Source organism: Streptomyces sp. NPDC057253 (assembly GCF_042669125.1).
Classification (GTDB): Bacteria; Actinomycetota; Actinomycetes; order Streptomycetales; family Streptomycetaceae; genus Streptomyces.
Genome location: NZ_JBHUXV010000006.1, coordinates 1 through 20,158, shown reverse-complemented (window position 1 = coordinate 20,158; position 20,158 = coordinate 1). Strand labels below are relative to the sequence as shown.

The window sequence follows — 20,158 nt, the reverse complement described above, 5'->3', positions numbered from 1 at the left end:
GTCGCGGAGGGGGGCGGTGTTCGATTGCAGGGGCACCCGCCCGGGTCCTTCAGCGTTCTCGCACTCTGGTCCACCACCGGCCGAACATCGCCCACTTGATGGTGTTTGGGTTGCGGCAAGGTATGGCGTTCGAACTTCTCATCGATGCGTGCGATCAGCCGAGTCTTGTTGAGTCCCGGGAGGAAGACGTCGCAGCGGGCGGAGTGCCGTCGGGGTAGTCGTGGATCCAGGACAGGCCGCCCAGGTCGAGGCGGTGGCGCGTGCGGGTGACCGCTACGTAGGCCAGACGGGCTTCGGCGTCGTCGATGGGGTCGGGTGGCGTCGTGGTGCCTTTTTGTCCATCGGTCGCGTTGTCCTTGGGGAGGGCAAAGTCGTCGGCGATGAGGACGCGGGGCCATTCGCGTCCTTTGGCTTTGTGGGCGGTGGAGACGGTGACCTGGGCGTGCGGTTCGGGGGCGAGGCGGGCGACGGCGGTGAGGATGACGTCGGTGCCGTGGGTGTCGACGAGGTTGACCAGGGGCTGCAGGTCGCGTCCGGCCGGGTCGTGGGCCGCGTAGTCCTGCAGGTCGCTCCAGCAGGGGAAGAGGATGAGTTCGGGGTGGTGGGTGCGGCGGCCTTCCTTCAGGTCGCGGGCGGCGAGTGCCAGAGCCTGCAGGCTGTCCCCTCCCCCGGCCAAGGCGACCCGGTAGCCGGCCGCCATGAGGGTCATGACCTGGGCCATGGCACCGACGTTGGTGCGGCACAGCACGGCGTCCGGCTGGGTGACGGGGCCGAGTTCGGTGGGGACGGCGGGGGTGCCGGTGAGACGGATCGGGGCGTCGGCCAGGTGCAGCCAGCGGTTGGCCTCGGCGGCGAGGTCGGGGCCGAAGCGGAAGGACTGGGACAGGGCCAGGTGAGTGCCAGCAAAGCCGGTCATGATGTCTTTGGCGCCGCGCCAGTGGTAGATGGCCTGGGCGGAGTCGCCGACCATGACCAGCTGGGCGTGCTCGCGTTGGGCGAGGAAGATCTGTTCGACGACGGGGTTGGTGTCCTGGGCCTCGTCCAGCAGCAGGAAGTCGGCCTGGATACGCGGCCGTGCAAGGGCCCAGATCTTGAGGTAGTGGTCGTGGTCGAAGCGGACGGCGCCGTCGTCGGGGTGCTGCAGGTCGGCCCAGGCTTTGCGGGCGAAGGGCAGGATGTGGGTGGCGAGTTCGCGGTGGAGGCCGGGGTCGTCCAGGCCGCGCAGGCGGGGCACGTGGTGGCGGGTGATGATCTCGTCGGCGGTGTGGCAGAAGCGGGTGACGGTGCGCAGGGCGGCGTTGGACAGGGCTCGTTGGGAGATCTCGCGATCGCCGATGCGGACGGCTTTGGTCAGGCCGAGGGCTTGTCCGGTCTGCCAAGCCGGGCGGCGGGGTGCGTTCAGGCGGCGGGTGTAGCGGTGGCCGACGACGGCGTAGGCGAGGGCGTGGGCCGTCTTGCACTGGACGGTGGCGGGGAAGCGTGCGCGTGCGTCCTGGGCGATGGCCCGGTTGTAGGCGAGGTAACGGCCGCGGCGGTTGGTGCTGTGGGCAAGCAGGGCCAGGGCGGTGGTCTTGCCGGTGCCGGCGCCGGCCTGCAGGGCGAGGTGGCCGCCGGTGTGGAAGGCGTCGGCGGCGGCGGTCTGTTCGTCGGTGGATTTCATGGGGTGAGGCTTTCGGGGAGTCGGGTGAGTGCCTGACCGACGGCGGACAGGAGGTAGGCGGGGAGGGTATGGGCGAGAAGTTGGCGTACGGCCCGGTCGAGGCGGTCGGTCTCCTGGTCGGCACGCTCGGCCAGGGCGCGGCGGACGGCCAGTTCCAGGAAGCGCTCGGGGGTTTGGGCGGCGTGGTGAGCCTGAGCCTCGAGGGCGGCATGCGTGGCTGGGGGGAAGACCACGTTGAGCAGCACCGTGTGGTCGGTGTCCGAGTAGTGCAGCCGTGCCGCAAGCCGGTGTGCGGCCCGGCGGGGAGTCTTGGCGGCCAGGAGGGCCATGAGGCGGGTGGCGTCACGGTTGGCCGCGAGCGGGAGTAGGCGGGCGGCATTCACGCTCAGCCGCTCCCGCAGCGCCGTAATCGCCGGTTCAAGATCCGGCAACCCCCCGAGGCTCCATGCCTCCGAGCGGGCGAGACTCTCGGCTTGACGTCTCGTCTCGCCCTCGAGGCCGCCCAAGGCCCGGCTTATGGCCCCCGGGTAGATCCCTTCGACCGTGGCGCCGGAAGGCACGTACGCCAATACGTGGTCAGGCTGCATCCGCCGCATCACGTCCGCCAGCGCAGGATGATCAATTACTGAAGCAGGAACGACCGCTCCGGCACAGCCTCCCCGGACCCGGCTCAGCGCGCCCAGCCCTGCCGCCGCCCACCGCACCCACTCCGCCTCGGCAGAGGGCACCACCACCAACAGGCGCGGCGGCCGCGCGAACGCCCGCAACGCCAGAAACCGGAAATCATCAGCCACTCCCCCACTGTGGCAAAGCAGCCGCCACATCAACATCCGATATCGCACCACTGCCAGGCCTGAACCAGGCAATACGGACGGGCAAACGCTGCGATAGCGTGACGGTCTGGGCGGGGTACTGGCAGTGCAGAACAGATGCCAGCCGAGCCGGTCGGTCAACCTCAGGAGTTCTTTGTGGAGTTCACACCCGCCGAGCAAGACGCCATCGTCGCCCACGCGTCCTTGTTAGGCCTGACCCCGGATGAGTACGTCCGCCAGACGGCCGCCGAGCGTGCCCTGAACTGGCAGCGAGAACGCGAAGCCTTCCACACCCTGGCACAGCGGCAGGGACTCACCGTCGAGGAAACGGTACGCCGCGGAATCCTCACTGATAAACCTCTGACCCTTCCCAGTGCTCCGCACGGCCGAGTGGACGTACCAGACGACGTGATAGCGGTCCGCGGGCGCCGTCCATACAAGCGGCCTCGGCGCCTGCGAGCGATGCCCTCCCCTGAGGGCGGCTCCGCCAAGTCAGCTCGCCCGGATCAGGCCGACGGTCCCCCAGCGCCGTCGGTGTGTTGATCGACGGCCTCGCAGCGGTCACATCGCACAGGTCACCGGGGCCCCTGACCATCGTCTCGGTGCTCCGTAGGGTGCGCCGTGGAATTAGGGCTTTGGAGCGACGGGGCGTCATCATGCGCTGGTCGTTCCGGTCCAGGGCCGCTGTCGCGGCTTGCGGGCATCCTTGAGCTGGGAACTGTCGCGCATGAGCCGTCCTAGTTGCTGCACAGGGACGGCGCTGTGCGAGGAGGAGCAGAGCATGTCGGGTACGCGGAGAGCCGCAATGACGGTTGCGACGCGAGGGCGGTCAACGTTCGGGGGGCGGGTCTGGGAGACCGGCTTCCAGACCCGCGCCGAACTCGTCCTGGACACAGCCCATAGCTGTTCTACCTGGTCGGAATAGTTTCCGTTCCGGCGAGCGACCCAGCAAGCCATTCCGCGAGATTCTTTCCCTGGGGAAAAAGCGCACGGTCAAGGCCGTCGTTGGGGTCCCATCCCCACATCGGCCCTGCGGGATCACGGCAGTCCACGAGGGACCAGATGGCATCGCCCCAATCGAACAGCCAGACCAATCCAGCCGGAACCGGACTGTCGGGGGCTTCGGAGAACGCCTGGTAGGCGTCCACAATGTCCGCCCAGTCTCCGCGCCATTTACCGCCGGGAACTCCTAGGACGCCTCCACGGGGACCGAATCCACCATTCGCCACCTCAAGGTAAAGGCGCCGCAGCAGCGGGGGAAGCGGATATCCGATCACTTGTTCCGCTTCGGCTACCGCGTCCGGTGTTGCCGGGGGCGTCGGTTCCTTTGCTGCGAGGTCCGCACCTACGGCGGCGATGATCTCATCGTCGGTCATGGCGCTCATGGTCTGACCTTCCCTTGTCTCCGTCAAGCTGGCCTTTGGTGGTCACTTCTCTTCGTCCTCCATTCCAGCCCCCTCGGACAGGAACCCGGCCTCCATCGCCCGTGTCATGACGTCTATGGCCCGTCCTGCCCCGTAGGCGTCCCTGAATTCCTCTAGGGTTCCCTCGTCGACGACCCTTCCTTCCAGGAATCCATGGCTTCCCTCCGTGACCTCTACTCCGGGTTTCCCGAGGTACTCGGTGAGGCTCCTCCCGCAGTGCTCCGAGCAGACCCGGTTCGTCACGTAGGCGTTGTCCACCTCCGTGATCTCACCGCCCAGGTCCTCCACCTGTCTGGCGGCGTCCTTCTTGAAGTCACGCGCGGAGTCCTCGGCATGCCCCTTGCCCGAGTCGGGTGCCGCCTTGTACACGGTGACTTCCATCTCCGTGAGGATGTCGAGGAGTTTGTCGTCGATTCCGCCCTTGCTCACGAATCCGATGATGCGCGGCACGACCCCGTCCACGGTGTTCACGTAGACGCGTGAGAGCACGAGGGTGAACCTGCTGTAGGCCCACGAGTTCTTTCCGAGGTAGGTTGCGACCGCCTTCATGGCCTCCCGGTACAGACCGGCACCTATCGCGGCAGCCCCGGTCGTGGACAGGTGCGCGGTGGGCAGCTTCGGATGGTTGAGCTTCTCGACGGTTCCTCTGCTGCTGGTGGTGGCCGTTCCCCGGCTCGGGTCCGCGGTCCCGGTCTTCGGGTCGTAACCGACCTCTTTCTGTACCTTCTTGGGGCAGTTGCTCAGGTCGTACTGGCACGAGTTCGGCCGGGACCCGATTTCCAGGCCCGTGGGATCAGCGAGCGTTTCGGGGTTGTTGTCGGCGTAGGAGTAGCCGTTGAGGGATTGCGCGTCGCTGGCATCGAGGACGGGGTCGACGCTGAGGAAGCGGCCGAGCGCGGAATCGTAGGCGCGTGCGCCGATATAGCTGAGCCCGCTGGTGGGGTCCGTGCTCTTGCCCAGGAAGCTCTTGTCGTCCGACCACGTCCCGGTGCCGCCGGAGCGTGCGGTACCGAACGGTGTCAGGTAGCGCTTGGTGACGGCTTGGGTGGTGGCGTCGAGGCTGACGGTGGACGTGCCGTGCTGGTCTCCGGAGAGGTACGAGAGGCTCTCGGTTCCGCCCTTGTTCGTGCGCAGAGCGATCGTCGTGTCGCCGGCGCTGTAGTAGCGCTGCGCCCAGTGCTTGGCGGTCGAGGTGGATGTGTCGAGGTGAACCTCTGTGGTGCCGAGGTACAGGACGGTCTCGCCGGCGGTGTTGCGGCGGATGAGGAGGTTGCCGTCGGCGTCGTAGACGTGGCTGGTGGTGCTCTTGGTGGTGCCGCTGCTCGACTTCTCGGTGACCGTGTCGAGTTTTCCGGTGGCGTTCCAGGTCAGCGACTGGGTGTCGGTGCCGTTGGGACGGGTGGTCGTGTCGCCGATCTGGTCGTAGCCGTAGGTGGCGCTCACGCCGTCGCAGGACGACGTGGTCGTGGTCGCGGTCAGACGATGGGGCTTGGTGGCGCTGTAGCAGTAGGTGTGGGTGGAGTTTCCACTGGTCGTGTGCGCGGTCTCTGTCGTGCGCAGGCCGCTGCTGGTGTAGGTGTACGAGGTCCAGTACGGGGAGGCTCCGCCGAGGTTGGCGGTGGTGCGACTGCTGGTGGCGCAGGAGGCGCTGGACGGGGTCCATGCCTCGGTGAGGCGCTGGTAGCCGTCGTAGCTGAAGCACTGGTAGTCGGTGGCACCGGTGCCGGAGAGGTTGGCGTTGTCGAAGAGGGAGGTGACGTCGCCGGCGTCGTCGTACGTGTAGTTCAGGTCCTGGACGCTGCGGGTGGCGTCGGTGGTGAGGCTGCGGGTGAGGCGGTCGGTGCCTTCCTCGTAGGTGTTGGTGATGTACGCCTTTTTTGCTGTAGAGGCCGTGGAGGTGCCCAGCGTGTACTGGTTGGTCTGGCCGAGGGCGTTGTAGTCGGCGGCGAGGAGGTAGCCGGTGGCTCCGCCGACGTCGGTCGGGAGCCCCAGACCGTCGTACTCGTAGTCGACGGTCTCTCCGCTCAGGCCACCGGCGGCGGGTTCGCTGTAGTACTGCCGGGTGCCGTCGATGTTGTAGTACGCGCTGAAGGCGAGGGTCGCCGTGACCGCGCCGGAGGTGACCAGAGGGTCGCCGGACGGCAGGATCAGCTGGGTTCCGGTGGCGTGGTAGAGGCTGTCGTAGCCGGTGACCTTGCGGGTGTAGGCACTGCCCGCGGTGCCGCCGACGTAGCTGATCGAGTCGTCGAGCTGGCCCTTGGCAAGGGTGTCGTAGTCCCAGTGGGCGAGTTTGTCCGCGTTCGTCATCGCGGTCTGCCACTGGTCGGTCTTGCGGCCCAACACGTCGTATCCGTAGAGCAGTTCGGTGCCGCGAGCGTCGGTGGTGGTGGCCGTCTGGTCGAGGTTCGTGTAGGTGGTGGTCGTGGTGCCCAGGTCGGGGTCGGTTGATGAGGTCTGCCGGCCGAACAGGTCGTATCCGTAGGACCACTGGGCGCCGTCCGGCCCGGTGACGGTGGAGGGACTGCCGTCCAGGGTGTAGGTGTACTTGGTGGACGTGTAGGCGGCTCCGGCCCCGGCGCCGTAGGACGTGTCGGCCGGATCGGCGCCCGAGTAGGAGCGCTTCTCAACCGTGCGGCCGAAGACGTCGGTGATGGCTCGGGTCGCCGAGCCGCCGTTCGGTGCGCTCGTCGCGATGGAGTCGCCGGTGTAGCTGGTCGCGGTGGTCCACTTCTTGACGCCGTACACGTACAGGCTGTTGCTGGTGGCCCGGCCCGCGCCGTCGTAGACGGTCTCGGTCTGCTTGGGCGCGCCCCCGTACTCGGCCCGCGTGTAGGTGCCGTCGGGCACCTTCGCGGAGTCGAAGACGTCCGCGAAGGTCTCGTAGGCCAGGCCCCGGCTGTCGTAGCGGGTGTCGGTGAGCAGGCGGCCGCCGTCGGGGGTGGGGGTTTGGGTCTGGAGGGTTCGCAGCAGGGAGTCGTAGATCGTGTAGGTGGTGTTGTAGGTGGTCCCGTCGGCTTTGATCGCGGCGGTCGACGCCCAGGACGGGGCATCGCTGGTGACGCTGTAGGCGTAGGTGTAGTTCGGGGTCTGGCCCGCTGAGTGAGAGCGGTTGGGTAGCCAGGTCGCGGTCTGTCGGCCGAGCGCGTCGTATGTCGTCTCGGTGATCTTGTTGTTGACGTCGTAGACCTTGGTGGGCAGCCCCGATCCGTAGTCCGTGTAGACGTAGGTGTTCTGGGACTTGGCGTTGGTGACCTTGGTCTTCGTCAGCGGGCCGGCGTCGGTGGGGGTGTACGTGGTCGTCGTGGTGTTGCCTGCCGCGTCGGTGACGGTCAGCGGCCGGCCGAGGCCGGTGGTGCTGCCGCTGTCGTCGTAGGTGGTGGTGGCGACCGTCTGCCAAGTCGTCGGATAGCGCTCGCCGTTGGTGGTCGACGCGGGGTAGGCGGAGGCCCGCCCGGTCCAGGTGGCCTCGCCCAAGGTCGGGGTCTGGGTGGCGGACCAGGCGGTGGCGGAGGTGTTGTCGTACACCGTGGCCGTGTCGGACAGCACGTCACCGCGGGAGGCCGAGGAGGTCGGCAGCGCCAGGCTGCTTTCGGCCACGGAGCAGTCCTGGCCCACGACCCGCGTGCGGGATACGAGGCCGGTCAGGCCGATGGCGGTGTTGCGGGCGTACCAGGTGCGGGTGCAGGTGTTGTCCCCGCTGACGCCGGTCTGGCCGGTGTCGTTGACCTGGGTGACCATGCCGTAGTCGTCGTAGCTAGTGCTGGTGGTGCGGGTGCGCCAGGTCGCGGAGTTCGTGAGATATGTGGAGGTGGAGGTCTGGCCGGTGCGGAGGTAGTACGCCTTGATGGCGGCATACGACTTCTGCTGACTGGCCGTCTGCTGGGACCAGGGAGTATCGACCGTCACCGTGACCGGAGTGTCGCCGTCGTAGGTGACCTGTTCGCGCAGGAAGCCTGCGTCCTGGTCGCTGTCGGCGAGGTCGGGGACGTCCAGGCCTGAGACGTTCAGACCGGTCCGGGTGGCGGAGGCGGTGCTGCCGTCGGACTGTCTGTCGCCGTCCATGCCCTGCATGTAGATGCTGACGGTCTTGGACTGGGTGGTGTCGGCTGCGCCGGTGGTCGTGGTGACCTTGCCGTAGCCACGCCACTGCGACCAGGTTCGCTCATCCGAGGGGACGAGGGGGTCGTAGTTGTAGTGCCAGGCCGGGTCGGCGTAGCTGTAGGAGGTCTGGACTCCCTGGCCCAGGCCGGTCGGGTCGGAGCTGAGAACGGCGGTGACGCGGTACTTGTTGAACCAGTCGAGGGAGGCTTCGGTGGCGCCGTTGATGTGCCAGTACTGCGGATAGCAGCTCAGGGTGTCCTTGTCCTCGGACGCTGGCATGTTCGAGCCGCGTACGCACTCCGGGTCGGACAGAGTCACGGTGGTGATGGCGCCGGTCTCGGACGTGATGGAGGCGATGCGCGGCATGCTCAGCGGCAGGATGTCGTCGGAGGTGGAGTCCACCCGGTTCGGCCGCAGTTGGTAGGTGAAGGTGACCGGCGGCAGGGCGATGTCGCTGCCGTTCTTGCCGGTGTGCCGGATCGAGGAGAGTGCCAGGGTCTGGTCGGAGGTGTTGTCGATGTCCTGGCCGTCCAGGAACTTCTGGGTCAGCGTCCAGGAGTCGACCGCGGTGTAGGCGGAGCCGGCGGCCGAGTACGCGAGGGTGTTGATGCCGGTGAGGCGCTTGCGGGTGAAGAAGGTGGGGCTGGAGGTGTCGCAGTCGTCGGCCGCGCTGGCGCATATGGAGTCGTACGGCACGTCCGGCCAGTTGTCAGAGGTGGAGCTGGTCAGCGAGGAGCAGTCCGAGGCGGTGCACCGCTCGTCGTAGGAGAACGTCACCTCGTCCGAGGCGGTGCCGGTGAACAGGGTGCTGGCCCGCTGCCCGTAGAGGATCTTGGTGAGGTAGCCGCCGCGCGTGTAGGCGGCGTTGGCGGTCGAGGCGCCGTTCTTGGGGTAGTAGTTCGCTTCGGCCGTGTACCAGTACGACATGGCGTTGCCGTGCAGGTCGACGACGTAGTCGAGGTTCCATCGCCACGCCTGGGTGAGGGAACGGTCGGCGAAGCTGGAGCCCTGGTCGTAGCCGGGTTCGCCGGAGTCGTCGCCGAAGACCGGGACGGTCCAGACGGAATTGGTGCGCTGGGTGTCGGCGCCGGGCAGTTTATCGAGGCCGAAGACGTACTTGGTGCCGTCTGCGGTGGTGACGGTCCAGTACTCGCCGTCGTTGTCGCCGTTGTCGCCTCCTGTGGAGTGGGTGACGGTGGACGCGTCGTCGTCCTTGAGGTGCCAGGCTCCGGTGGTGTCGTCCTTGACCAGTTCGGTGGACTTTCCGTTGAGCACGAGCGAGGCGTTGTCGTACTTCCAGCACAGGTCGTGCTTGTCGGTCTGACCGTCGTCGTCGCAGGACGCGTACGAGCGCTCGACGTACGACGCGGCGGTCAGGTCGAAGCCCTCGCCGACCTGGGTGGACTGGTTGTTGGTGGATGCCGTCTTGCCATCCGTGCTTCCCGAGTCGTAGTCCAGGGAGAGGGTCGGCGAGGGGCCTGCCGCCGCGGGGGGTGTGGATAGCGGATAGTTCCAGGTGAACGCCCCGGAGGAGCCGCCCGCCTGCCAACTCGACGACGGGGACAGTGGCGTGGCGGAGTAGTTGCCCGATCCCGACGCGGACTCTCCCGAAGTGGCCGTCAGCGCGAGCACGGTCGCGGAGGAGGCCGTTTCCTGCGTCAGCGCGGACGAACGGAAGTCCGAACGGGATGCGCGTTCATCGGCCCGTGGCAGGGAGGTCTGCTCCAGCGGCACCGTGGCCGACACGTTCTGGCCGGTGACGTCGTTGCGCGAGTCCAGGGAGGTCTGGGCACGGCAGGCGGCCTTCGCCGGACTGGTCAGCGCGCAGTTCGGCAGTCGCACCAGGTGCAGACGGCCCGCCCAGTCGCCGCCGTACGCCGAGGCGAAGGCACTGTAGTCGACGTCGACCTGGGCTCTGCCGCTGCTCTCGGCGCTCGCGGTCAGCAGTACGCCCTTGATGCCCGCGGCTGCCGCCGCCTTGCGGCTGAGCACTGTGACAGTGACCGACCCTGCGGCCGCCCTGGTGCCCTTGTCGCGCCGGACGGTGATGGGCAGTCCTCCGGCAGACAGTCCGGCGGTGCCGGATGGGGGCAGCTCGGCGGTGTCGGTGGCTGCGTGGGGCCAGGTGGCCTTCTGTTCCGCGAGCGCGGCGTTGATCTGCTTCTTGTTGGCGGCCTTCTGCGCCGCCACCTGTTTGCGGGCCTTCTGTGCGCCCAGGCTGGTGACCGTCTTGACCGTGTCGGAGCGCTGCGCCGGTACGCTGGGCACGAGTTGTTTGGTTCCGGATGCGGCCTCGGCGGCCGCGGGGCTCAGACCTGCCAGGGCCAGTGCGAGCGACACACCGACGGTGACCGCTCTGTGTCTGCGGCGTCCCGCACCTCTGTGGTGAGGACTTCTCGCGGGAAGCAGGAAGGCGGGATGGAATGTCGCCCGCAGCCATCGGGCCCGTATACCGGCACTCACGACAACAAACCCCTCACACATGGAAGAAAGGCATCAATAAAGGGAATTCGGGACTGAAGATGGCGCGGTGCGGAGCGGGGCGGCAGCATGGGGCCGCCCCGCCAGGATGTCCGGGAGGTCAGTCCCCGACCGTTTCGGCGATCTGCTCCTGTCCGGCCATGGCGCCGGCCCAGACTCGGATGTCGCTGACCGTGGCGGGCAGATAGTGACCCCATGCCGCGCTCACATACGCCTTGCCGACGGCGAAGTCGCCGGTCCCCGCCGTCGCCGTGTAGGCGGTCGCGTCGCCGTTCTGCGCCTCGCCCACGTAGAGGCTGACCGTCCCGGCCTGGGCGTCGAACACGCCAGTCAGGCGCACCGCGCTGCCCAGGTCGGCCACGGTGTCGGAGACCACTCCGGTGAAGCTGCCGTTGGCGTTCAGTCGGCCGAAGTGCCAGAAGCCGACCGGGATGGTCGCGTCGGTCTCGGGGTCGGTGTCGGTTCCCGTCAGCTGGTACCACAGGCCCCAGCCGGATCCGTCTGAGCTGCGTTGTCCGAGCACCTGTCCCACATAGCCCACCGGCTTCGCCGCGAGCGTGGCGCTGTCCAGCTGTACCGCGGTGGTCGCGGTGAAGGAACCGGTGTCGTCCACCAGCGGCCCCGGTGCGGTCGCCGCGTCGTCGGTGCCGTCCAGGACGATCCCGGTTCCGTCCAGCGTCGCGCCGCCGGACAGGGTCAAGGCCGAGCCGTAGCCGGAGGTGGTGTCGGTCACCGTGGTGCCGTTCGCCGTGGACGGATCCCAGTCGGCCACCAGCTCCGCGGCCGCGAAGCTGTCGTTGGTCTTCAGCTGTGCCTCGGTGGACAGTTCATCCGGCGACAGGGCGCGCTGCCAGACGGTGGCCTCGTCGATCTGACCGTCGAAGTAGTCCGTGAAGGCGCCTGCCGTGGCGGCGTTTCCGCGACCGAACTCTAGCGGGCCGGTGTCCGCTTCGGGTTCTCCGCTCGGCACGGCCTGCGGGCTGCCCTGGGCTTTGCCGTTGACGTACAGCTGGATCGTTCCTGCCTTCGCGTCGTACACCCCGGCCAGGTGCGTCCACACCTTCACCGGTGGCGAGGTGGCGTCCGCGAACGAACGCACGTAGTGCCAGGTGCCGGAGGAGTCGACCCAGTGCCAGTTGAAGATCCACTTGCTGTAGGCGGTGGAGTAGTAGATCGCGAAACCGGGCTGTGTGCTTCCGGTGCCGGTCTGGGAGAGCACCACGTAGTTGTGGGTCGGGGCGGCAGCCATCCGGGCCCAGGCCTCGACCGTGTACGACGACCTGGCCTCCACCACCGCGCCCGAGGTGGCCGCGTAACCAGCGGAACCGTCGAGGGTCAGACCGGTGTCCGTCACCGGCGTCGCCAGCTCTGCTCCTGTCGCGTCCCGTGTCAGCACACCGCGACGGCCACGGCCATCACGCGAGGCGCCGGTCGCGGAGAGGGTCGCGTCGTCCTGCTCCGCCGCCACCGTCGTGGACGTGTCGAGCGCGACACCGCTCGCCTCGTCGAAGTGCCACTGGCCGATCGGGCCGCTGCCCTCCGCGACCAGGAAGTCCACCGAATTCGTGGCACCCCAGCCCAACGAGTCCTCGGCCCGTACGAAGACGGTGAAGGTGCCCGAGGCCGGTGGCGTGAACACGGTGGTCGGCTTCGAGGCCGGGATCACCGACGACCAGGCGGCCGAGGACGACATCTTGTACTGGTAGCCGGTGACGGTGGCCGCATCTCCGGAGGCGGCGCTGAACGTGAACGTCACATCGGTGCCCGGTCCGCCCGCCGCCGTGCAGGGGCTGTTGCACACCGAGTACGGGCTCGACAGGGCGATCCCCGGGGCCTTGGGACGGGTCGGGTCGACCTTGAAATAGCACCAGCCCGTCGTCGACGCGTTCGACGGCCCGGACAGCCAGTCGGCCCCGCTGTTGTAGTACGAGCGCGTCCAGGCCCGGTAGCGGTACAGCGTGCCCTCGGTCAGCGTGGACGTCGGCACGGTGCCGGGCGACACGTTGTCTCCGACATAGCCGCTGGTCGGCCGCTCCGCCTCGTAGGCGTCCGACCAAGTGCTGGAGCTGTACTTGTCGACGTCGTAGGCGATCCGCAGCGAAGCCCCGGACTCACCGCCGGCCGCGGTCTGCGGTGTCGCGGCGAGTGAGGGCGTCGGGCTGGACACCACCAGCGGATCCGACTGGTCGGTCTCGCAGACAACACTCGTCCCGACGACCAGGCCGATCTTCGTGGGCTTGGCGGGAATGCCGACGTACTTGACATCGAGTTCGGCGTCGTCGTCGAACCGCTTCCAGCTGTTCGGATCGCTCTCGTCGTGTGCCTTGAGCATCAGCGTCAGCCGGGAGAAGTCGCCGGCGGCGAACTTCGTCACGGTCGAGGTCAGGTTCTCGTTGGTCTCGGCGGGGTTGTCGTTGAACTCGATCGGGGCGGCGGGCTGACTGGGATCGCAGGCCGACCCGCGCCCCGCGGACACGTCCCGGTCCACCATCAAGTCCCAGTTCGCCGTCGGGCCCGGCCAGTTCGTCGAGGACGAGATGTTTCCCGTGCGCACCAGGTCCACCCACGACGCCGTGCAGGACATCGACCATTTCTCCGTGATGGCGAAGGTGGCGTCCAGGACGTGCTTGCCTGCCAGCTTCGCCGGTGAGAACTCGAAGTACATGCGGTTCTTGTAGCCGGAGCCGCAGTAGTACGAGACACCCCCGGTGACGTAGGTGCCGCAGTAGCCGACGCCTTTTCCGCTGTCGCCCCCGGAGAAGTTGTAGAACGTGTCCCCGTCCGAGGACAGCAAGGTCCGCTCAGAGGCCGTCATGCCGACATCCGGGTCGATGTACTGGGGGAACACCGCGGAGTCGTCAGTTAGCATCGACGCGTCCGGTGTCACCGTGATCGCGGTCTGCTCCGCGGTGACTGGCAGACGTGTGGAGGAGTCCCCGTCGCTGGGCCCCTCGGCCGGATCCGGCGTCACCTCACCGTCGTCACCCGCGGTCTCCGCCGTGGCGGTGTCCTGCGCCGTCGTCATGAACGAGGCCTGGGACGCCGAACCCGATGAGTCCTCGGGCGTGGCGGAGGCGGTCACGGTGGCGTCGCCTGCCGAGTCCCACTGCTGGGCGGCGGGAGAACGGAAGATGGCGTTGCCGTCGTCGTCGACCGCGGACACGCCACCGTCGCCGCCATCCTGGAGAGTCAGCCCCTTGGCCTTCACCGGGAAAGACAATTTCTTCAGGTCCGGGTTCGCCCCGGCCGAGGCCGAGTTGACGACGAGCACCTCGCGGTAGCCCTCGGTGGTGGCGGTCATCCGCAGGTCCACGCCGGGCAGGACGTCCGCGTACACCGCGGAGTCACCGTCCAGGGTCGGCTTCGGCAAAGTGCCTGGCCACCCCACGGTCAGCGATCGCCCGTTGAGCGACAGCTTCACCAGGTCTGCGCCGGAGCCGCCGCCCGAGAAGGACATCTTGGCAACCGCCGCCTTCGGCCCGACGGAACCGTCCGACCGCTCCTCCAAGGTCGCGTCCGGCTGCGCCCAGGAACCGTCGGCCTGTTTCACCCGCACCGGAACGGCAGAGTCCTTGAGCGTGAACGTCACACCGTCCGGATTGGCCAACGTGGTGGTGTACGGGGTGCGCTCACCCACGACCTCAACCTGCTCACCAGTCTCCGCCGCCTTCTCCGCATCCGCGCGAGCCTCGGGCGTCGCCTGGCTGGTCGTCGTCGTGTCGTCCGCGTGGGCTCCCGCCGGCGGGAGGACCAGAGTCGGCAAGGCAGCCGTCACAGCGACCGCCGCCACAAGTGCAGCGACCCGTCTACGCGCGCCAACCGCCGAGCGCGCACGCCAAAGAAACGCCATCCCCACCCCAACCGTTCACGGAGTTCTTACTCCGCCCTTATGGCCGCCTCATCAGAACCGTCCCTCTCGCAACCGGTCAATGGCTAACACAAGCAAGTTGAGCAAGATCCAGCCACACACAAATGACTAAACAGGACGGAAGGAGTCCAGAACAACGGCCCTACAGATCAGGCACACGACACTCGAGCGACACCCCTGGAGCCGACGCGCGTCGTCCGGCAAGGGCGCACGGACTAGGAGTCACTCCGGCCAGTCAAGGAGTCACTTCAGCAAACAATCCACACCAAACAAGGCACGCGCTGCACACTGCCCCGCCAGCTGAGCAGCAGCAGAGACTCTCTTCTCTGCGGAGAAAGTTCTATGAAAGATCTATACGCGGCAAATCAAACCCCTGGGACGCATCACTCGTTCACTCATGCACCTGATCAGCACTAGCAAAATGCACACACAGCCTTGACGGCCAACCACCACAGAGCCACGACCAGCTCCCACTCCCCCGCCCGCCCCTACCTGCGTCGACATGCGGATCACATCCAGCACGTTCTCAGCACCTACATCCCAGCGTCGACGCAAGAGCGACGGTGGCTTGTAAGTGCTCCCCAGAAAGAGAAAGAAAAGACAAAGGAATGCAAAGATGACCGATGGAAACACAGGAAGTTCACAGCTTCGGCCGCTGGAGCCGCACAACAGTCGACGCGGACTGGATCCCCTAACAAGGTGACGCAACAGCTGGCTCGTTTATTGCCGCAGCCGCCATCCCGGCGACCAGGGGTGCGTGACCTGGGCGCGCCTTCGGCGGATCGGCCCAGATCACCCGGCCCTGCCCGGCCGGACCGCCGCGACACAGGTGGAGGCAACCGCGGCCGTGCCGACCGCCGAACCCGCTGTCTGACCCATCACGGAAGGGCGGTACGGCACCGAACGGGTCGTACCCCCCCTTGTACTTGATGCGGTGAAGAACCCCGACAGCCACAGAACCCATGGAATACGGCGGCCGGACACCCGCCCCAGCGGCCTCCGTATCGGCCCGGTCCGTTCGGCCAGGCGGAGCAGGACCCGCTCAGCGCTCCCCCACTCCTCCCGCTCGGCCTCGACCTCCTGAAACCGCTGGGCCAACTCCTCGGCGGGCGCGTCCAGTTCGTTACGGCGAGCCATGATCTGCTCCAGTTCGGACAATCCCACACCCTGCCCACGATTCCCGGCGCGTCGACACGGTGACGGATCGTAGGCCGCCCGCTCACGCAGGCGACAAAAGTTCATCACACCCTCCTGTCCTCCCCGTCTTGTGCTCATGGATGTCACTGGCTGCAATAGCTACAGTGCGGTGGATGACGGCTGGTCGGGGGAAACCATGTCGCACATGGGGGAATTGGCTCTAGCGGACGGCAGCGTGCTCCTGGTCGAGGTGCAGGGGGAGGCTCCGCCGGGCGTTGACCGGGTGGGACGACTGACCGATGGTCTGCGCCAGGGGGCCCAGTCCCTGGACGAAGCGCTCGCCGGAGTACGCCCCGCTCTGCAATCGGTCGTCGACACGGTACGGGGACTGGCCGCCGTACCGCAGACCATGACCGTGCAGTTCGGCATCACGGTCGTGGCTGGGGCGGGGGTCGTGGTGGCCAGGGCGGCGACCGAGGCCAGCTTCACGGTGACCGCGACCTGGGACAACTCCGCCTCCGCGAGCCCGGCCGACCCGCCATGAGCAGCCCCGTCGACCGTCTCGCGCCGGCGGTTGCGAGAGTGCTGGCGCCGGACGGCACCGTGGCCGGAGCCGGATTCCTCATCGCGCCGGACACCGTGTGCACCTGCGCGCACGTCGTCGCGCAGGCGCTTGGCACGGAGCAGGCGGAGCGGTCCGGAGACCTCCCCGACGGCACGGTCACTCTCGACTCCCCGCTGCTGCGGGACGCGTCGCACGTACGGCGGGCCTACCCGGTCCGGGTCTCCTCCTGGGAACCGGTCGGCGAGGACGGCAGCGGGGACATCGCCCTGCTGCGGCTGCCCGAGGAACTCCCGCAGACAGTCCGCCCGGTGCCCCTGGTCAGCAGCAGCGAGATGTGGGGGCACCGCTTCAGAGTGGGCTTCCCGGCCGGCAGCGACCACGGCCAGTGGGCGCAGGGCCGCGTGCGCGACCGTGTCGGTGCCGGCTGGATCGCGCTGTCCGAGGAGTACGACAGACTGCGCCGCATCTCCCGAGGATTCAGCGGGTGCCCCGTATGGGACGAAGAACTCGGCGGCGTCATCGGCATGGTGGTGGCAACGCCCCGCGGCGAACGCGAGGACACCGCCTACCTCGTACCGTCCGCCACGCTGGTCGAACTGCAGCCCGAACTGCGACGCTGTCCGTACCGAGGCCTGGAGCCGTTCCGGGAGGAAGACGCGGAGTTCTTCTACGGTCGGGAGACGGATGTCCGCCGGGTGACCGACGCGGTGCTGCGGTACACCGTCGTCGGCGCGTCGGGCAGCGGCAAGTCCTCCCTCGTACGTGCCGGAGTGCTGCCCGAACTCCGCTCCCGGGGCTACTCGGTGACCGCATTCCGACCCATCCGCGGTGCCCGCCCGGTACGAGCCCTGGCACGGGCGCTGGAGGTCGAACCGGACGCCACGGACGGGAACCTGGCCGAAACCGCCCCCCTGCTCATGGATGAACTCCTCGCCCGCAGCGGTGAGCAGGGCCACATCCTCTTCCTCGATCAGTTCGAGGAGATCGCCGCCACCGAGCCCGAGGAGGCGCGCCGACTGCTGGCACTGGCCGTGGCGATGGCCCGGACCGTACACCCCACATCCGGCCGCACCCTCCGCATCGTCGCGACGCTCCGGCACGGCTCGCTCGACGGCCTCGTCGAACCGGGCATGGCCGGCCTGCTCACCTCCGACAGGTGGCCCGCGTACTGGCGCGACGAGACGTTGCTGAACGGCCGCGTCCAGGTTGCCGCCAGGACTGCCGTGGCAGTGGGCGGTCTCCTTGCCGTCGCCGGCGGGTGCGTCGTCGGCATCGCCTGGGAGCACTGGACGACGATGGAGCCGTGGCTGGCCTACGATCAGCGCCATCGCCCGCCGTCTCAGCCTCGACCGCAAGACCGTGCGCCGCTTCCGCGACACCGCTCTCGACGAGCTACTGGCCTCCGCCCGCGAGCGTCGCCCCAACGGCGTCCTGGAGCCGTTCAAGGCATACCTCAACGCCCGCTTCACCGAAGCCCAAGGCCAGGCCAGCGGCACCCAGCTCTTCCTGGAGATCCAGGCTCGCGGCTATCGCGGCAGCCGCCAGGTCGTCCGCAAACACCTCGCCGCTCCGCGCGGGCACCGCCGAACCGGTCCGGGCCGACGTCCCCAGTCCTCGGAAAATCACTTCGTGGATCATGCGGCCCCGGGAGACGCTCACCCAGAGCCGGGACGAGCGGCTCCTTCAAGTCCGGCTCGCCTGCCCCGACATCACCCGGGCCTGCGACCTCGCCCGGACGTTCGCCGACATGGTCCGTCACCAGCGCGGACACCTGCTGCTGGAGTGGATCCGGCAGGCCGAGCAGGACGCACCGAAGCCCATGAAGGGCTTCGCCGGCTTCCTCCGCCAGGACCTCGACGCAGTGACCGCCGGCCTGACCCTCCAGTGGAGCTCTGGAGCCGTCGAAGGAAACGTGAACCGGGTGAAGACACTCAAGCGGGCTATGTACGGCAGAGCCTCGTTCGAACTGCTCCGAACCCGGATCCTCACCCAGCCCTGACCATCTGGGAGTGCAGACTTACAACTGGAGGGATACCTACATTGCGGCCGTAGTGGGCAGGTTCTGCCCACATGCGCGCAATGGACCTTCCAGGGGGAAACATGGACGTGGTTCCGCTCGTCAGCACGCTCGTTGGCGCTGCGATCGGCGTAGGTTCCACATTGCTGGCCGACCGAACTAGGTGGATACGCGACAAGCGGGAGCGCATAGAGCTTGCACAGCAACAGCTCCGCGCCGACTTCATCGCAGCCGTCGCTCGCAGTGCAGACATCGTCTGGAACGTCGCGCACCAAGACCAGCCTCCAACCGAGGACGGTAACCAACGCGCTCGCGAAGCCTTCCGAGAAGCGGACCTCTACACCTGGCGTTATCGGCTTGCCCTTTCGTCGCCACCAGAGATTGTCGCTGGTTGCGAAGCTCTTCTAGATGCCCTGCGCCGCTACCGTGAAACCGTTGCCGCAGGCGAACGGACGGGCAGCACGCAGTACCGCGAGGCCAGAGGCGGGTACTTTGCAGCGGTCGCCGAGGCGATCAACGTCCTTCGCGGCAGTCAAGAACCGCTGCCCTTCTCGATTCGGCAGTCGGCACGCCGAGCTGACTCCAGTGCTTCCGACCCTGCCGGACTCTAGGCCATCACGGAACTGCGGACAGAGCCCGCCTGGATCATGCACGCCCGCCGTCACGCCCGGGACTACGAACGGCTCATCCAGCACTCGGAATCTCTGATCACCTGGGCCGCGATCACGCTGATGACCAGGCGCATCACCCGCCGGTCTTCCCGCCGGAGCGGACAGCCCGCCTCCCGCGAGGCCAACCGGGACTGATCGTTCTCAAGTTCACGGTCGGCAACTCCACCCAGATCAGCCCGGGTTCCCGACCGGGCGACCACTTTCCCATGAGGCAGTTCAGCTGGCCAGGCTCCGCAACACCGATTCCCTGACCTCCGACTTGCACACCACGGCAGCGGGCCAGAACACGATGCTTAACCTCATCACGCTGCCAGAACACGATCGAGCGCTGCCCGACCTGCGGGTCCCCAGGTCGGCTTGCCGCCCGGAAGGCCCCGATCTCCGGCCTGGCCCATGAGGATGAGGAAGAGGCTCTTCATGGCAGCCAGCCCGCGGGCGCGCCGGACCGTCGCCTCGTCCGCATACGCGTACACCTCGAAGAACCGTCGGCCCGCGCCCGCGGGAAGCAGCACCCACGCGGCTGCGAGGTCCCACGCCGGATCGCCGGCGAACATGGCATCGAAGTCGATCACGCCCGAGAGCGTCCCGTCCGAGACGACGACATTCGCGGGATGGAGATCACCGTGCAGCCATACCCGCGGACCCTCCCACTCGGGGGCCGCAACAGCATCGTCCCAGACGGCCCGGACGGCCCGGACATCGGCGGCAAGGCCGCCGGGGGCAACGCCTTGCAGGAAATCCTCGAAGCCGTCCGTGCACTTCTTGGGGTGGGCGCCCCGGTCCGACATGGTGGGCGCCTCGGTGGGCGCCTCCACATGGAGTGCCCTGAGGAAACCCGCCAGAGTGTCGGCCGAATGGTCGCCGCGACTGATCGAGGTGTAGTCCAGTGGCTCGCCGGGGACCCACGTCATAACGCTCCAGGGCCTCGGAAAACGCGCGGACGGTTGACCGATCCGTACAGGCGTCGGAACCGGGAGCGGAAGACGCGGGGCCAGGACAGGCAGCCACCGGCACTCCTTGCGCAGGAGATCCGTGGCACCTTCCATGCGCGGCATGCGCACGGCCAACTCGTCCCCAAGGCGCCACATCTGGTTGCCCCAGCCGCCCGCTACTTCACGGATGGCCAACCCCGCAAGGTCCGGATGCTGCTCCTGCAGCAGCTCGCGGACCAGGTCGGTGGTGATCTCGATCTCAGAGTCGGTCATGCGAAGTCACAGTACTGGGGCAGGTGGAGCGGCTCTCGCTCTCCAGAAGATCTAGCCGAACGACCTTCACTGCGAGAGATCACAAAGCCTGCCTGTCATGTTCGGATCAGGAACAGGCACTCAGAGGTCGTTTTAACCTATTTCGTTGATTTATGTGGCGATTCTTGGAGTGCGGGACTGAGGTGCGCAAGAGGGTCCGGGTACCGATGGGGACGGT

10 protein-coding genes and 2 pseudogenes are annotated in these 20,158 nt (G+C 67.7%); 5 read left to right on the top strand and 7 right to left on the bottom strand.

What is annotated here, in order from left to right; genetic code table 11:
- Nucleotides 1–154 precede the first annotated feature (154 nt).
- The 6 genes from ACFULQ_RS04780 to ACFULQ_RS04755 all read right to left on the bottom strand — a co-directional run bounded on the left by ACFULQ_RS04780 (nucleotide 155) and on the right by ACFULQ_RS04755 (nucleotide 15,483).
- The gene (locus tag ACFULQ_RS04780; protein ID WP_383538166.1) at nucleotides 155–1,660 is read right to left on the bottom strand and encodes a UvrD-helicase domain-containing protein; all 1,506 of its coding nucleotides are present in this window, start codon (nucleotides 1,658–1,660) and stop codon (nucleotides 155–157) included.
- Nucleotides 1,657–2,091: a hypothetical protein gene (locus ACFULQ_RS04775; protein WP_383538164.1), complete on the bottom strand. Its 435-nt coding sequence runs from the start codon at nucleotides 2,089–2,091 to the stop codon at nucleotides 1,657–1,659. Before ACFULQ_RS04775 ends, ACFULQ_RS04780 begins: the two co-directional genes overlap by 4 nt.
- Nucleotides 2,092–3,380: 1,289 nt before the next feature.
- Complete coding sequence (locus ACFULQ_RS04770; RefSeq protein ID WP_383538161.1) at nucleotides 3,381–3,848, bottom strand: SMI1/KNR4 family protein; 468 nt, start codon at nucleotides 3,846–3,848, stop codon at nucleotides 3,381–3,383.
- Nucleotides 3,849–3,899: 51 nt separating this feature from the next.
- Nucleotides 3,900–10,481, bottom strand: a complete 6,582-nt coding sequence (locus ACFULQ_RS04765) for an RHS repeat-associated core domain-containing protein (protein ID WP_383538159.1) — start codon at nucleotides 10,479–10,481, stop codon at nucleotides 3,900–3,902.
- A gap of 97 nt (nucleotides 10,482–10,578) precedes the next feature.
- Entirely contained in the window at nucleotides 10,579–14,328 is a 3,750-nt protein-coding gene (locus ACFULQ_RS04760; RefSeq protein ID WP_383538156.1) for a LamG-like jellyroll fold domain-containing protein, read from the bottom strand.
- A gap of 810 nt (nucleotides 14,329–15,138) precedes the next feature.
- Nucleotides 15,139–15,483: a hypothetical protein gene (locus ACFULQ_RS04755; protein ID WP_383538153.1), complete on the bottom strand. Its 345-nt coding sequence runs from the start codon at nucleotides 15,481–15,483 to the stop codon at nucleotides 15,139–15,141.
- A 205-nt stretch (nucleotides 15,484–15,688) separates the two neighbouring features.
- Between ACFULQ_RS04755 and ACFULQ_RS04750 the strand changes: the two genes are divergently transcribed.
- The 5 genes and pseudogenes from ACFULQ_RS04750 to ACFULQ_RS04730 form a co-directional block, all read left to right on the top strand.
- Nucleotides 15,689–16,027 (top strand): CU044_2847 family protein, encoded by a 339-nt coding sequence (locus ACFULQ_RS04750; protein ID WP_383538150.1) that lies wholly within the window; start codon nucleotides 15,689–15,691, stop codon nucleotides 16,025–16,027.
- Nucleotides 16,024–17,172 (top strand): annotated as a pseudogene (locus ACFULQ_RS04745) (serine protease); the annotation flags it as partial. The gene ACFULQ_RS04750 and the pseudogene ACFULQ_RS04745, both read left to right, overlap by 4 nt.
- Before the next feature lie 512 nt (nucleotides 17,173–17,684).
- Nucleotides 17,685–18,047, top strand: coding sequence for a transposase (locus ACFULQ_RS04740; protein WP_383538148.1), 363 nt, complete (start codon nucleotides 17,685–17,687; stop codon nucleotides 18,045–18,047).
- A gap of 101 nt (nucleotides 18,048–18,148) precedes the next feature.
- Nucleotides 18,149–18,676 carry a hypothetical protein gene (locus ACFULQ_RS04735; protein WP_383538146.1) on the top strand — a complete coding sequence of 176 codons (528 nt, stop codon included), beginning with the start codon at nucleotides 18,149–18,151 and terminating at the stop codon, nucleotides 18,674–18,676.
- A 27-nt stretch (nucleotides 18,677–18,703) separates the two neighbouring features.
- Nucleotides 18,704–18,817, top strand: a pseudogene (locus ACFULQ_RS04730) (IS5/IS1182 family transposase); the annotation flags it as partial.
- A gap of 221 nt (nucleotides 18,818–19,038) precedes the next feature.
- Here the strand turns inward: ACFULQ_RS04730 and ACFULQ_RS04725 are convergent.
- Nucleotides 19,039–19,941 carry an aminoglycoside phosphotransferase family protein gene (locus tag ACFULQ_RS04725; protein WP_383538144.1) on the bottom strand — a complete coding sequence of 301 codons (903 nt, stop codon included), beginning with the start codon at nucleotides 19,939–19,941 and terminating at the stop codon, nucleotides 19,039–19,041.
- Between the last annotated feature and the right edge of the window lie 217 nt (nucleotides 19,942–20,158).

What these genes read in the sequence shown, in the direction of transcription:
- ACFULQ_RS04780 (WP_383538166.1), bottom strand. Translation starts at nt 1,660, where the DNA reads ATGAAATCCACCGACGAACAGACCGCCGCCGCCGACGCCTTCCACACC.
- ACFULQ_RS04770 (WP_383538161.1), bottom strand. Translation starts at nt 3,848, where the DNA reads ATGACCGACGATGAGATCATCGCCGCCGTAGGTGCGGACCTCGCAGCA.
- ACFULQ_RS04765 (WP_383538159.1), bottom strand. Translation starts at nt 10,481, where the DNA reads ATGTGTGAGGGGTTTGTTGTCGTGAGTGCCGGTATACGGGCCCGATGG.
- ACFULQ_RS04760 (WP_383538156.1), bottom strand. Translation starts at nt 14,328, where the DNA reads ATGGCGTTTCTTTGGCGTGCGCGCTCGGCGGTTGGCGCGCGTAGACGG.
- ACFULQ_RS04755 (WP_383538153.1), bottom strand. Translation starts at nt 15,483, where the DNA reads ATGGCTCGCCGTAACGAACTGGACGCGCCCGCCGAGGAGTTGGCCCAG.
- ACFULQ_RS04750 (WP_383538150.1), top strand. Translation starts at nt 15,689, where the DNA reads ATGGGGGAATTGGCTCTAGCGGACGGCAGCGTGCTCCTGGTCGAGGTG.
- ACFULQ_RS04740 (WP_383538148.1), top strand. Translation starts at nt 17,685, where the DNA reads ATGCGGCCCCGGGAGACGCTCACCCAGAGCCGGGACGAGCGGCTCCTT.
- ACFULQ_RS04735 (WP_383538146.1), top strand. Translation starts at nt 18,149, where the DNA reads ATGGACGTGGTTCCGCTCGTCAGCACGCTCGTTGGCGCTGCGATCGGC.
- ACFULQ_RS04725 (WP_383538144.1), bottom strand. Translation starts at nt 19,941, where the DNA reads ATGACCGACTCTGAGATCGAGATCACCACCGACCTGGTCCGCGAGCTG.